We start from the raw sequence: 12,341 nt of genomic DNA on the forward strand, positions 1-12,341 counted from the left end.
AAAACAGAAAAACCCGGACAATCCATGCGCGGATTGTCCGGGTATCATATGTCCAAACTTCATGTATCTTTTAACGCTGTGGCAGGCGTTTTTATCCGCGCCACTGCCATTGTTCTTTCAGCACTTCTGCACGCGCACCGATGCCTTCTTCCATTTCCACCGGATACCGGCGGTGCCACTCCATAAATGTTCCGTTGTGTTCCAATATAGTAATTCGGTACGTGCCACCCTGCTCGTTCTCAAAACGAAGCTCGTATTCCCCGAAATCAGGATTATCGTTTTCATCCACGAGCTGCAGATTTACGCCCTCCTGGTCTGCGTAATCGCGGACACTTTGAATCATGTCTTCCAGTGATGTTCCTTCTTTTTTACCATAAGAAGAAGAGATGAAACGCCAAACCGGTTCGTTTGTCGGTTCCGCCTCTTCTGTAAATGCAGCCGAAACAACTACACCGTCTGCAGCACCAGAGGAGGTGTTTTCTACATCAAAGTACTGCGGCACGTACGTTGTAAACGGCATACCGGCTTCATCCATCAACGTAAACATTTCTTCTTCCTGCATACCTTCGATGTCGAAAGAGAACATCTGGGTTTCAGGGCGGGCCGTGCTGTTTTCACCACCTGTTCCGAAGTTTTCCCAGGGGACCGTGTATGTCGGGATGCCAGCAGCGTAAGGCCCTATTTCATAAGGCTGAAAATATACAGCCGGACCTTCTTCTGTCACATAAAATTGATCCGTGGCAGGGTCAACGCCTTCAAAATCGACAATCAATTCGAAGGATTCTCCGTTATCCGGCGCCCCGGAGCGTATTCTTTCGTTGAATACAACAGCGTAGTTTGTTTCTGCATCAAAGAGATCCTGCAGCTGCACGCGTTCCCCTGTCCCGGGATCAAAGGTGTAGGCTGTCTGATGACTCATTCCATGTGCGCCTCCGGTGAATTCATACGATTCAAACACGACACTCAGATAGTCACCGCTGTTATTCTCCACCCGGTAGTCCTGCCGGTATTCATAGGCTTCTGCCAGGTGTTTATCCGGCTCCTGTTCTGAAAGCCTCACTACTTCCCGGCGGCGCTCGGCAGCCTGCTCTGCCTGCTCTTCAAACGTTTGATTTATGGTTTCTTCCACGTCAACACTCAAGCCGTTAACCTTTGGATAATACACACCATCTGCTTCTTTCTGCGGCAGCACAGCATAAGGCGCGCGGAATGACTCGTCTTCCGCCCTGGCGAGGAACACTCCGAACTGGGCACGCGTAACGGTCTCGGACGGCCGGAATGTCAGATCGTCGTATCCTGTGGTGAGGCGGTGTGCGGCGATGGCGCTGATCTGCCCTTCTGCCCAGTATCCTTGAGGCACATCTCTATAATCCACCGATTTCATTCCCTGCAGATCATATGACCGGGTCAAAATGGCGGCCATCTGCGCGCGTGTGAGCGGTTCATTCGGATGAAACGCCTCCGTGTCCGCGAAATAGCCTGCTTCCACCGCCGCGGCAATGGCCGGGTACGCGCTGTCCGACTTTTCTACGTCGCTGAATGAAACAGACTCCGGATCAGCTGTATCCAGACTATGAATCCGAGCCAGCGTGCGGGCAGCCTGGGAACGGGTGATGGCATCGTTCACTCCGAACGCCCCGTTCTGGTAGCCGTTCATTACATTTTCACCCGCCAGATAGCTGATTTCCTCCTGGGCCCAGAATCCTTCGGAAACATCGGAAAAAGAAGCAGCTTCTGCGACAGCGGGAATGGAGAATGCCACAGTAGTCGTCAGTACGGCTGCCCCTGCCATTTTTTTCGTTTTCATATGAGTCCCTTCTTTCTTACGTATTACCCCGTCGCTTCCGCAATCAACTGGAAGGACTGTTTTCGTTTCTCCCAAGATGGAATGGACGAAAATAACATGATTTCGTCTGCTCCGTATTTCTGCCGGCAATCCTCCAGCTGTTCCTTAACCGTGCCGGGGTCTCCAATGATCATGTCTGCCTTCATGGCTTCCATCTGTCTCTCTTCCTCTTTCGTCACCGGAGCGGCATTATCCTTCTTCACATTCCAGCGGCACGTTTCATCGGCCGTCCGTTCCGCCTGTTCCGCATCCGGCGCACATACCGCCGATACCGCCGTAATCACGTCCGGCCTCTCCACCAGGCGTCCGGGAGTGAAGTGCTCCCGGTACTTGAGAATAATCTCTCGAGCATCATTGTCGCTCATAAAGGCGGCAAAGGCGTAAGCCGTACCGAGTTCAGCTGCAAGTACCGCACTCTTTTTACTCGTACCGAGCATCCACGGCACCGGAGCTGTGTCCGGCACCGGAGAAGCGGACAGGGGCGCATAAGGATTCGGTGAAGGATAATCGTCTTCCAGGAACTGGAGCAGCTCCTGCGTCAACTCATGCATCCTGCCAACATTCTGTAAAAAGTTGTCGGATAACGCACCCGCGGCTTCCGCGGATCCGCCGGGAGCCCGTCCAATGCCGATATCCACCCGTTCTGGAAAAAGCGTCGCCAGCATATTATGTATTTCGGCAACTTTAAATGGTTTATAATGCGGCAGCAGCAAAGCTCCTGTGCCGATTCGGATGGTGCTTGTCCGGGATCCGATGAGAGGAAGCAGCACTTCCGGAACGGATCCTGCAATGCCGGTGATATCGTGATGTTCGGTTATCCAAAAGCGGGCAAACCCCCACTGATCAGCCATCCGTGCCAGCTCTACCGTATCCTCGAGCGCCTGTTTTGACGTTCTGCCCGGCAGGACCGGAGACTGGTCCAGAATACTTAATCTCATGATTGTCCTTCTTTCCGTCATGATTCTATCACCCGCTATTATACACCAATTTCATTCCCGCCGCATCACTGCAGAGGTCTATCTCGAAACGACACGGAGCAGATGATATGATACAGGTATATCATCAATGAACTGGGAGGAATGACGATTGAAACATAGAAAACCGGAAAAAATTCTTACGATCTGCGGCATCGTCTTATTTGTCATAGGGTCGGGGCTTGTTTTTCTATTTGGGACAGTTATTACCAATACCGATTTCGAAACGTTTCTCAATCAATCCATGCAGCAAAACCCGGCACAGGATATTCCGGAGCAGCAATTTCAAACGTTCTTTGAACAGGCTCAGTCCATTAACTACGGGATGCACACCGGGTTGATGCTGCTCGTTGCCGCTGTTGGGGTGATTGCCCTGCTCAGGCGTACGGGTGACATCATGTCCGGCATTTTTCTTCTCGCAGGTACAGGGCTCACCGTGCTCATTTTCTGGTGGCTGATTGTGCCGTTTCTGCCCGCCCTGCTCTATTTTGTCGCAGGATTGATGTTTCTGCTGCGGAAACCGAAGACGGCCTGAGCCGCGTTCGCTCGTTTTCGACTGGTTTCCGCTTGTATTTAATGCTGTTTCGCCCGTAATCGACAAATTTCCGCCCGCTTTCGACACAAGTCCGCCCGAAAAAACAATTCGCAGTTTATTGCAGAAGACCGTCTTATTACGATGGTGAACGGGATTGGACTGCACGGGCTTGAAAAAGCGGCACGCATGAGTGCGGCTCTCGATGCTTCGAGCGATCACATCGTTTTGGGTGCCGAGCAGGTGGGATGGCAGGATCCCGGCGATGTCGTCGACACGATGTACTACGCCTTACCTCCTTCGGTCGATCTGCACAATGTGAATACCGCGCTAAGCAGAAAGCACGCCATTCAGACCTGTATGGACCTATCACAGCCCGGTGACACGACGATACTTTTGACCGGTATCAACAAACCGAAGCACATCCAGGGAAAAGTGGTGCCGCATGACGACAAAGAAGAAATCCATTACTATTTCTCCTGCTCTTCTTCCCGGTCCATGTAGGTTTAGGGGCCGCTTCCGTCGGGTATTAAAAAGTTGTTGACGTCGGTGCGAGGAGAAGGTATAATTTAATACTGTTCCTCATACCTACTCTACAAAAAATGTAGATTCCCTCATCTACACACCCTCTCCTCATTCATTTCAACATGCTGATAACCCAATGATGAATGAAACGAAAACAGAAGATACAGCAGTAGATCAATTCACACTGGAGCGGTTTAAGGACCGCAAGGACGAAAGAGAAGGAAGGGCTTTTGTCGTTTTATGTATCACTCTATATTGGACGTTATGCCGGCATAGGTGGCGTATGCCGGCTTTTTGCATGCAAAAAAGGAGCTGCATCCTTCAGGACACAGCTCCTCCCTTATTATAGATTCTCAAAAAACAGGCGCAGGACGTCGGCGCCGCCGATCATGGTTCCGATGGTGCTGCCGACATTGGCCAGTACGACGATGAGCAGAATCCGGGTTACTTTGTTGCTCCAGAATCCTTTGGCGCTGTGCACATCGTCGGAAAGTCGTTCAAAGTCCGCCACGTTCGGCCGGCGGATGTAGGCCTGCATCAGCCCCGCGAACCATCCTGCTGCGATAAGCGGGTTGAGCGACGTGAGCGGCGCTGCAATAAAGGCGGTGAGAATCGTAAGCGGATGGCCTAAAGCCGCAATCGCACCAAGAGCCGAAAACAATCCGTTCCAAACAAGCCAGCTTACCGTCTGCTGGAGCCCCGCTGATGGGTTGGCATAGAACGTGTAGGCAATAACGGCAATAACGAGAAGCGGGATGGCCCAGGCAATGATTTTCGGCGCCTTGCTGACAGGGCGGTGCTCGAGTTCCCCGAGGTCCTGCTCATTATATATCTCTTCTTTTATCCCCGGGACATGGGCGGCGCCGAGCACCGCGACCACTTTCTCCCCCGGTGCGTTTTTTATTCTGTGGGATAAATATTGATCCCGTTCATCAATTAACGGTTTTTTCAGCCTTGGAAAACTACGCGTGAGTTCCTGCAGCATCGACTGCAGCATGTCCTGATTTTTCATTTTTTCCAGTTCTTCTTCGGTTATGCTCTCGTTGTTGAATATACTGAAGATAATCATCATTAAGAGCTTCGCTTTGCCAAAGAAACCAACTTTCTGCCAGATTCTTGCGAACGTAATCTGAATGTCACGGTCGGCAAGCACAAGGTCCGCTCCGCTTTCCCGGGCGGATTCAATGCCCTGCTTCATTTCCTGTCCGGACTGGATGCCGAACTGCTTGGCGGTACGCTTCTGAAAAGAGGAGATGGCGAGGTTCATAAGAAGAAGCGAAGATCTTTTTTCCTTGATTACTTTAAAGATGTCCATGTTCTTCCATTCATCCCGGTTGGACATTGACTCGTACCGTTTCTCATCCAGCTCTACACAAACCGAATCCGGCTGTTCTTCCTCGATGACTTCTTTCACCTGCTCAGCGCTCTGTCTTGATACGTGGGCGGTACCAACAAGCACCACTTCTTTATTATCTACGTGAATCCGTGTCACGTTTTCTCGTTCTGCCGTCATAATGTACCTGCTTTCTGCAAAATGGATACTATTATCTTATCATATCTGAGGGGCATAAAGCCTGCCCTGTTTTTTTCAGAGACCGTTTCCATTAGAATGAAGACAGAGGGCAAATACATAACGATAGGAGCAGGCGGCGTATGTACCAGAATATGAAAGAATGTGTGGAAGATCTTGAAAAACACGGTCATTTGATACGGATTACCGAAGAAGTCGACCCATACCTTGAGATGGCGGCGGTTCACCTGCATGTGTACGAACAAGGCGGCCCTGCCCTTCTTTTTGAAAATGTAAAAGGGTCCTCCTACCAGGCGCTGTCGAATCTGTTCGGATCGGTGGAACGGAGCCGGTTCATTTTCCGAAAAACCTGGGACCGGGCGCAGAATGTCGTCGCTCTCCGCAATGATCCGATGAAAGCGCTGAAGCATCCGCTGCGGAACATACAGAGCGGACTGGCAGCGGTAAATGCGCTTCCGTCCAAAAAGAGGCAGAACCCCGGGTTCGAAGAAATTCAGCTGACGGATCTCCCGTTTATCCAGCACTGGCCGGGAGACGGCGGAGCGTTCATTACGCTGCCCCAGGTGTACACCGAAGATCCGGACAACCCGGGCATTATGAACTCCAATCTCGGCATGTACCGGATTCAACTGGACGGCAACGACTACCGCGTCAACGAAGAAGCCGGTCTGCATTACCAGATTCACCGCGGCATCGGCATCCATCAGGATAAAGCGGTCCGGCGCGGCGAACCGCTCAAAGTCAGCATCTTCATCGGCGGACCGCCGGCGCACACCTTGTCCGCCGTCATGCCGCTTCCGGAAGAACTGCCGGAGATGACGTTCGCGGGGCTGCTTTCGGGGCGGCGTTTTCAATACAGCTACATCGACGGGTACTGCATCAGCCATGACGCTGATTTTGTCATCACCGGTGATGTGTACCCCGGGGAGACAAAACCGGAAGGGCCGTTTGGAGACCACCTCGGCTACTACAGCCTCACGCATGAGTTCCCGGTCCTTCACGTTCACAAAGTTTACGCGAAACAGGACGCCATCCTGCCGTTCACCGTCGTCGGCCGGCCGCCGCAGGAAGATACGACGTTCGGCGACATTATTCACCAGATCACGGGAGACGCGGTCAAACAGGAAATCCCGGGCGTGAAGGAAGTACACGCCGTCGATGCGGCCGGCGTGCATCCTCTGTTGTTTGCGATAGGGAGTGAACGGTATCTGCCGTTTGAAGACGTGCAGCAGCCGACTGAACTGCTCACCATCGCGAACCGCATCTTAGGCACCGGGCAGCTGAGCCTCGCGAAATACCTGTTCATTACAGCAGAACTGGAACGGGAACTGGATACCCATGACGAGGTCGACTTTCTCACCTATATTCTGGAGCGGATCGACCTGCACCGGGATCTTCATTTTCAAACGAAAACCACCATCGACACGCTCGATTATTCCGGCGAAGGGCTGAACCGCGGAAGCAAAGTCGTTATCGCGGCGTACGGCGATAAAAAACGGGACCTCTGCACCCAGGTCCCTGCTGTTGCCGCGGAAGCGGAAGGTTTTATGAGTCCTGCGCTGATCATGCCGGGGGCTGTCGCGGTAGAAGGTCCTGCCTACAGGGATGAAGAAACCGCCGCGGCGGAGTGCCGAAGACTGGCGGAGGCGGTGGAAGCAGAAGGCGGACTGCCATCGTGCCCGATGATTGTTATCTGTGACGACAGTGACTTTCTCACCGCATCGCTTCGGAATTTTCTCTGGGCAGCCTTCACCCGCAGCAACCCGTCCCACGACATCCACGGGGTGAACAGTTTTTATGAAAACAAGCACTGGGGCTGCGACACGATGATTATCGACGCCCGCATCAAACCGCACCACGCCCCGCCGCTCATTCCGGATTCCGAGGTCGAAAAACACATCGAGCGGTTCTTCGATAAATATGGGAATCTGAAAAGATAAAACCACGGCGTGCCCTTACTTCCGAGAATAAAAGGAAGGACACTACGCTTTTGCTTCGGCTGCGAGCAGCAGACAACCTGTCACAGCGGCGTCATCGCCGAGCGCGGGGGCTGTGATCATGGTTTCGGGGTCCGGTGTGTCTACGTAGCTGTTCAAAAGGCGCTTATACTCCTGGCGGATGAGCGGGAACAGCTGAGTCTGCTTCATGACACCGCCGCCGAGAATAAACACTTCCGGGCGCAGAATGAGGGTGTACTGAACGAGGGCCTGCGCGAGATAATAAGCTTCAATCTCCCACACTTTCTCGTCGGCGGCGAGCCTGTCCCCTGTCTGCCCGTGCCGTTTTTCAATGGCCGGGCCGGCTGCCATTCCTTCGAGACAGTCGGCGTGGTACGGGCAGTTTCCTTCGTATTTATCGTCCGGATGCCGCCGCACGAGAATATGCCCCATCTCGGGATGTCCGAAGCCTTCCAGCACTTTCCCGTCCACGACCGCACCGCCGCCGATACCGGTCCCGACTGTCAGGTACACACAACTTCCCGACTTTTCCGCTTCCCCTGCTCTAAATTCCCCGTATGCCGAGGCATTTACGTCGGTCGTCCAGGCGGTCGGGACGTTGTATCTGTCCTTTATTTCTCCGAGAAAGTCAAAAAATCCCCAGCCCGGTTTCGGCGTACTGGTGATAGAGCCATATGTATCGGAATCCGTGTTCACATCGATCGGACCGAATGAACCGATCCCCATGGAAGTCAGAGTGTAAGAATCAAAAAAAGCAAAGACATGCTTCAGTGTTTCCTCCGGGGTCGTTGTCGGAATACTCGTGCGGGCTTCAATTCCGGCACCGCCTCTGCTGACCGCGCAGACGAACTTTGTTCCACCGGCCTCTATAGCTCCATAATACATAGAAGTTTCCTCCCTGCTGTTGTTTTCTGTACCCTTTCTTTTTCTACGAACGCCCTTTCACCTCCTCCCTATTATTTTGTACATAATACCGCCTTTTGTCGGTAACAATATCCCTAACTAATCCAAAGCAGGTGATACGCATGTCCGTTTTTGAATCAGCCGTACCAGGCGATATTGTTTATGTCATGATCCGCAACCCCCACGTTCAGGGAGTCGCCAATGTGCAGGAAGCAGCGGTGGTGGAGAACCCGGAAGCGCCGGGGGAGCTTGCGCTTTTTCTATATGAGACGTATTATCCGCTGACGGAGGACATTGCGGTGTATGGAACAATGGAAGAAGCGCAGCAGGATTACATGGAAGCATTCGGAACGCCGGAAGATACGACGTATTATGGTTAAACCTTTTGTACCGGAACTCGTTTATGTCGAACCGCGTGCCCTGGAGTATCCTCTCGGAAAAGAGCTCAAGCAAAAGTTTGAGAATATGGGAATTGAAATCAGGCATACGACATCCCACAATCAGGTCCGCAACCTTCCGGGCGACAATCATTTTCAGCGGTACCGTACAGCCAAATCGACACTCGTTATAGGCATCCGGAAAACGTTGAAATTCGATACATCGAAACCATCTGCAGAATACGCGATTCCTTTCGTCACAGGCTGTATGGGCCATTGCCACTACTGTTACCTCCAGACGACGATGGGAGATAAGCCGTATATTCGGACGTACGTGAACGTGGATGAAATTCTTGAATCCGCCGAAGAGTATATGCAGCAGCGTGCCCCCGAGCCGACGAGATTCGAAGCGTCCTGCACCTCGGATGTCGTCGGGGTGGATCACCTGACACACACACTGAAACAGGCGATTGAGTACTTTGGAAAAACCGAGCACGGGCAGCTCCGGTTTGTGACGAAATTTGCCCACATCGACCATCTTCTCGATGCCGAGCATAACGGCCGAACCCGGTTTCGCTTCAGCATCAACAGCGATTATGTCATTAAATACTTTGAACCCGGAACGTCGCGGCTGCATGAGAGAATCGAAGCTGCTGTGAAAGCCGCCCGGGCGGGTTATCCCCTCGGCTTCATCATCGCTCCCATCTACTTGCACGAGGGATGGAAAGAAGGATACCGGGAGATGATGGAGAAACTAAACAAGGCCCTCCCCGCTGACGCGAGAAAGGACCTTACGTTTGAAATGATTCAGCACCGGTTCACGAAACCGGCTAAGCGGGTTATCCAGAAAAACTATCCTATGACAAAACTCGAGCTCGATGAATCGAAGCGGAAATGGAAATGGGGCCGCTACGGCATAGGGAAATACGTGTATACGAATGAGGAGCAGGAAGACATGAAAGACACCATCGGTTCTTATATTGCGTCTTATTTTCCAGAAGCCTCACTGGACTACTTTACGTAATCCCAGAATGGAATATACTGGATCGTACTAGTTTTCATTTACTTTCTGCTTCATCCGCTCCACCCACTGCTTTAATAAGTGATAGTAGGTTTCTATATCAGCATAGATTTTTTCTGCCACGCTTTCATTATACGTGTGCGTGGTTAAATTGCGGTCGTTAACCATATTCAGAGCGGTGACTGTTTCTTTATCATTGAATAGTTTGACATCGCGGCAGCCGCGGATAACACCTTTGGGGGAGCCGATATCTAGTCCTTCTATATCGTATAAATATTGTTTGGCCGTTTTCCAGCAGGCTTCAAAAGAATACTCAAAGCGCTGTATCGCCGCGTCCCTTTCAATGTCGGATGGTTCCTTTAACCCAGCAATTTGTCCGAAAGAAGAAACCGCTTTTTCCGCTGATATCAGACGTTGGTGAAATCTTTCCATACCAAACCCTCCCTTTTCACCTGCCGGGTGAACGCCGGATCGGCAGATTGTAAATCAACGACATCCACATGATAAGGAACTGTAGACTCCTCGATCGCCTCAAGCAGACGATTCCATGCTGAAGCATCCAGATCTTTTTCTGTTTCAACCGCCAAGTCTATATCCGAGCTCTGTTTCTCTGTTCCTTTCGCCCATGAACCGAAAAGATAAACACGGACATGACGGGAGTCCAACTCTTGTGTAACAACCTTTTTTAAAGAAGAAAGAATGGCATCACGGCCGGCAGAATAATGCTCCATCGAATATCTTCCTTTCCTTTTTGTTCATTATACCATAACACCCACAGGTTTAACTGCTGCGGACGGAAGCGCTCAGAAGTGGTACGGGGCAGGCTCGATTCCTCTTCTTTCCCGTTTTTCAGACTGTACCGGAACCAATAAGTTACGTTAATTTAAAAACAAGAGGGTGAACGCAAATAGTAGATAGGGACTTAAGAACATTAAAACACTTAATACGATGAGAAGTTTGTTTTTAAGAGCGGCTGCAGCAACGAGAACAGCCCATATACCAGTAAAAAAAGTGATAATTATTGTATATACAATACCATAATCCATCGTAAAAACATAATACCAGGAACCCGAGCCGATTATAAACGCGATCCAATACATGGTTTGAAAAACTACCTGTTTGTTCATTAAGAGGGTCTCCTTTGACAGTTTATGAAACGTCCGTTCACCTACATTATAATAAGAAGTAAAAACGGGCTTAGAAACAGCAGAGCACTCAACAGAACGAGACGTTTGTTTTTGATTGCGGTGACAGCAATGACAACAGCACCAGCACTGTTCACCGTCGTGTAAACTATGGCGGTGCTGAAGTTAGAACCCAGCCCCGCGATCATTATGTAGGGAACAAGACCAAGAAAAAACAACATCCAATAGACAATAAAAAAAGCCGACGGTTCCCGCATTTGGATAACCTCCGATGCTGATAAGGTATCTTACCAATACATGCTGTACCATATACGAATACCGGGCTGTTCACTAGTGAACAGCCCGATGAACAGCTTGCAGAGAAACCCCTTGCACAACCTGCCAAAGGGTCAGGAACTCTGCGGGGTGAGCTCGATTTTTTCTTCTTCGCCGCTTTCCAGATGATAATGGTAAAGTTCATAACGCTGCTGCTGGGTCTGCCGGTCTTTCTCTTTAATATAATACATGCCGCTTTCTCCCTGATTCAGCTGCGCATGCTGCACGGATTCGTTGATGCCGAGACGCTCCCCTTTTTCTCCGGCGGCGCGGTCAAAGGTTACCATGTCGTACTGGAACAACGGGTCCCCTTCGCCGTAGTTCATAATCGTTTGGACGAGCAGTTTGTTTTCTTTCTCCAGCTGCACGACTTCACTGACCGGTATATCATTGTGCTTAAGCGGAACAAGGCTTAACTGTCCGGGTTCGGCGATGTTCATTTCGTAAATCCGCTGGACGGACTCAAACATCGACTCCGGGGTGGCGTTTTTGTAATCGTCCGGCAATATCATGAGCATCTTGCTGCCATCGCTTGATATACTCAGCGAACCCGGGCTGTACGTATCAAACGTTCGTATTTCTTCAAAGGCGCCGTCCGGTTTCAGCGTATATAACCCGGACTCCATTGGCTTGAAGCCTTCTTCGGGCTTCCCCTGCGTGCTGACGTGAATACCTTTGACGATCAAGCGCTCATGGGCGGGGTCTTTCTTGAGGACTGTAAGAACCCCCCTCGCCTGGAGCACAGTTTCTTTCTTTCCGCCTTCCGCAGAAACCCTGAGAACATCGCTGTGTGCAAGTTGAAATTCCTGTTCACCCGGCCCTCCTTCCGGATACCCGGTCGTTTCAATCACAGACACATCCCCGTTTTCATTGAACGCCGGACTCCACAGCTTCTTTGATTCTTCCGCCGTGTAAATGCCTGAACGTTCCGCTCCGCGTTCTTTGACATACAGCGTCTGTGTGCCGCTTGATTCCATCACATACGCGATGCGTCCGTCCGACGCCACGCTGTATTCGCCAGTGAAAGATGGCTTCGCTTCTTCCTGGGACTCCACCATTCCTCCAGCCGCGGCCAGCCCCGCCGTTACAACAGCGATCAGACTAAACACAACAGCCATTCCTCCCTCTTTGTAATTAATTATTCTTCCACATGCTCTTGTTTTCTCCGAATTTCTATCCTATCAATGATAACCAGATACGCGTGTTCCCACCTC

At 51.2% G+C, this 12,341-nt stretch carries 14 protein-coding genes; 5 read left to right on the top strand and 9 right to left on the bottom strand.

What is annotated here, in order from left to right; all coding sequences use genetic code 11:
- Window positions 1-91: 91 nt before the first annotated feature.
- Both BM124_RS16110 and BM124_RS16115 read right to left on the bottom strand, forming a co-directional pair.
- Window positions 92-1,807, bottom strand: coding sequence for an S-layer homology domain-containing protein (locus tag BM124_RS16110; protein ID WP_093339058.1), 1,716 nt, complete (start codon window positions 1,805-1,807; stop codon window positions 92-94).
- Window positions 1,808-1,830: 23 nt separating this feature from the next.
- Window positions 1,831-2,784, bottom strand: a complete 954-nt coding sequence (locus BM124_RS16115; RefSeq protein ID WP_093339059.1) for an LLM class flavin-dependent oxidoreductase — start codon at window positions 2,782-2,784, stop codon at window positions 1,831-1,833.
- 148 nt (window positions 2,785-2,932) lie between these two features.
- Here BM124_RS16115 and BM124_RS16120 point away from each other — a divergent pair, with 148 nt between their 5' ends.
- Both BM124_RS16120 and BM124_RS16125 read left to right on the top strand, forming a co-directional pair.
- Window positions 2,933-3,355 (top strand): DUF4064 domain-containing protein, encoded by a 423-nt coding sequence (locus tag BM124_RS16120; protein WP_093339061.1) that lies wholly within the window; start codon window positions 2,933-2,935, stop codon window positions 3,353-3,355.
- Window positions 3,356-3,496: 141 nt separating this feature from the next.
- Window positions 3,497-3,856 (top strand): hypothetical protein, encoded by a 360-nt coding sequence (locus BM124_RS16125; RefSeq protein ID WP_093339062.1) that lies wholly within the window; start codon window positions 3,497-3,499, stop codon window positions 3,854-3,856.
- 364 nt (window positions 3,857-4,220) lie between these two features.
- Here the strand turns inward: BM124_RS16125 and BM124_RS16130 are convergent, their stop codons facing one another.
- Complete coding sequence (locus tag BM124_RS16130) at window positions 4,221-5,390, bottom strand: TraB/GumN family protein (protein ID WP_093339064.1); 1,170 nt, start codon at window positions 5,388-5,390, stop codon at window positions 4,221-4,223.
- Window positions 5,391-5,530: 140 nt separating this feature from the next.
- Between BM124_RS16130 and BM124_RS16135 the strand changes: the two genes are divergently transcribed.
- Window positions 5,531-7,348 (top strand): UbiD family decarboxylase, encoded by a 1,818-nt coding sequence (locus tag BM124_RS16135; RefSeq protein ID WP_093339065.1) that lies wholly within the window; start codon window positions 5,531-5,533, stop codon window positions 7,346-7,348.
- Window positions 7,349-7,390: 42 nt separating this feature from the next.
- Here the strand turns inward: BM124_RS16135 and BM124_RS16140 are convergent, their stop codons facing one another.
- Window positions 7,391-8,251 (bottom strand): ROK family protein, encoded by an 861-nt coding sequence (locus BM124_RS16140; protein ID WP_093339067.1) that lies wholly within the window; start codon window positions 8,249-8,251, stop codon window positions 7,391-7,393.
- A gap of 140 nt (window positions 8,252-8,391) precedes the next feature.
- On the opposite strand from BM124_RS16140, the gene BM124_RS16145 reads away from it, so the two are divergent.
- Together BM124_RS16145 and splB are read left to right on the top strand one after the other, a co-directional pair.
- A complete protein-coding gene (locus BM124_RS16145; protein ID WP_093339068.1) occupies window positions 8,392-8,649 on the top strand; it encodes a transcriptional regulator SplA domain-containing protein in 258 nt (85 codons plus the stop codon).
- A complete protein-coding gene (gene splB, locus BM124_RS16150) occupies window positions 8,642-9,670 on the top strand; it encodes a spore photoproduct lyase (protein WP_093339070.1) in 1,029 nt (342 codons plus the stop codon). The genes BM124_RS16145 and splB overlap by 8 nt, the downstream gene beginning before the upstream one ends.
- 27 nt (window positions 9,671-9,697) lie before the next feature.
- On the opposite strand, the gene BM124_RS16155 is transcribed toward splB, so the two are convergent.
- The 5 genes from BM124_RS16155 to BM124_RS16175 form a co-directional block, all read right to left on the bottom strand.
- Window positions 9,698-10,099: an HI0074 family nucleotidyltransferase substrate-binding subunit gene (locus BM124_RS16155; protein WP_093339072.1), complete on the bottom strand. Its 402-nt coding sequence runs from the start codon at window positions 10,097-10,099 to the stop codon at window positions 9,698-9,700.
- Window positions 10,075-10,398, bottom strand: coding sequence for a type VII toxin-antitoxin system MntA family adenylyltransferase antitoxin (mntA, locus tag BM124_RS16160; RefSeq protein WP_093339074.1), 324 nt, complete (start codon window positions 10,396-10,398; stop codon window positions 10,075-10,077). The genes BM124_RS16155 and mntA overlap by 25 nt, the downstream gene beginning before the upstream one ends.
- A gap of 147 nt (window positions 10,399-10,545) precedes the next feature.
- Window positions 10,546-10,794, bottom strand: a complete 249-nt coding sequence (locus tag BM124_RS16165) for a hypothetical protein (RefSeq protein ID WP_093339075.1) — start codon at window positions 10,792-10,794, stop codon at window positions 10,546-10,548.
- 41 nt (window positions 10,795-10,835) lie between these two features.
- On the bottom strand, window positions 10,836-11,069 hold the full coding sequence (locus tag BM124_RS16170; RefSeq protein WP_093339077.1) for a hypothetical protein: 234 nt from the start codon (window positions 11,067-11,069) through the stop codon (window positions 10,836-10,838).
- A 132-nt stretch (window positions 11,070-11,201) separates the two neighbouring features.
- Window positions 11,202-12,245, bottom strand: coding sequence for a hypothetical protein (locus BM124_RS16175; RefSeq protein ID WP_093339079.1), 1,044 nt, complete (start codon window positions 12,243-12,245; stop codon window positions 11,202-11,204).
- Between the last annotated feature and the right edge of the window lie 96 nt (window positions 12,246-12,341).

Origin of the sequence: Salibacterium halotolerans, assembly GCF_900115625.1 — a bacterium.
In the GTDB taxonomy this organism is placed as follows: Bacteria; Bacillota; Bacilli; order Bacillales; family Marinococcaceae; genus Salibacterium; species Salibacterium halotolerans.

Bases quoted from the DNA above. Each gene is read 5' to 3' on its own strand.
- BM124_RS16140 (WP_093339067.1), bottom strand. From the start codon at position 8,251: ATGTATTATGGAGCTATAGAGGCCGGTGGAACAAAGTTCGTCTGCGCG.
- mntA (WP_093339074.1), bottom strand. From the start codon at position 10,398: ATGGAGCATTATTCTGCCGGCCGTGATGCCATTCTTTCTTCTTTAAAA.
- BM124_RS16135 (WP_093339065.1), top strand. From the start codon at position 5,531: ATGTACCAGAATATGAAAGAATGTGTGGAAGATCTTGAAAAACACGGT.
- BM124_RS16130 (WP_093339064.1), bottom strand. From the start codon at position 5,390: ATGACGGCAGAACGAGAAAACGTGACACGGATTCACGTAGATAATAAA.
- splB (WP_093339070.1), top strand. From the start codon at position 8,642: ATGGTTAAACCTTTTGTACCGGAACTCGTTTATGTCGAACCGCGTGCC.
- BM124_RS16110 (WP_093339058.1), bottom strand. From the start codon at position 1,807: ATGAAAACGAAAAAAATGGCAGGGGCAGCCGTACTGACGACTACTGTG.
- BM124_RS16125 (WP_093339062.1), top strand. From the start codon at position 3,497: ATGGTGAACGGGATTGGACTGCACGGGCTTGAAAAAGCGGCACGCATG.
- BM124_RS16155 (WP_093339072.1), bottom strand. From the start codon at position 10,099: ATGGAAAGATTTCACCAACGTCTGATATCAGCGGAAAAAGCGGTTTCT.
- BM124_RS16170 (WP_093339077.1), bottom strand. From the start codon at position 11,069: ATGCGGGAACCGTCGGCTTTTTTTATTGTCTATTGGATGTTGTTTTTT.
- BM124_RS16175 (WP_093339079.1), bottom strand. From the start codon at position 12,245: ATGGCTGTTGTGTTTAGTCTGATCGCTGTTGTAACGGCGGGGCTGGCC.
- BM124_RS16165 (WP_093339075.1), bottom strand. From the start codon at position 10,794: ATGAACAAACAGGTAGTTTTTCAAACCATGTATTGGATCGCGTTTATA.
- BM124_RS16115 (WP_093339059.1), bottom strand. From the start codon at position 2,784: ATGAGATTAAGTATTCTGGACCAGTCTCCGGTCCTGCCGGGCAGAACG.
- BM124_RS16145 (WP_093339068.1), top strand. From the start codon at position 8,392: ATGTCCGTTTTTGAATCAGCCGTACCAGGCGATATTGTTTATGTCATG.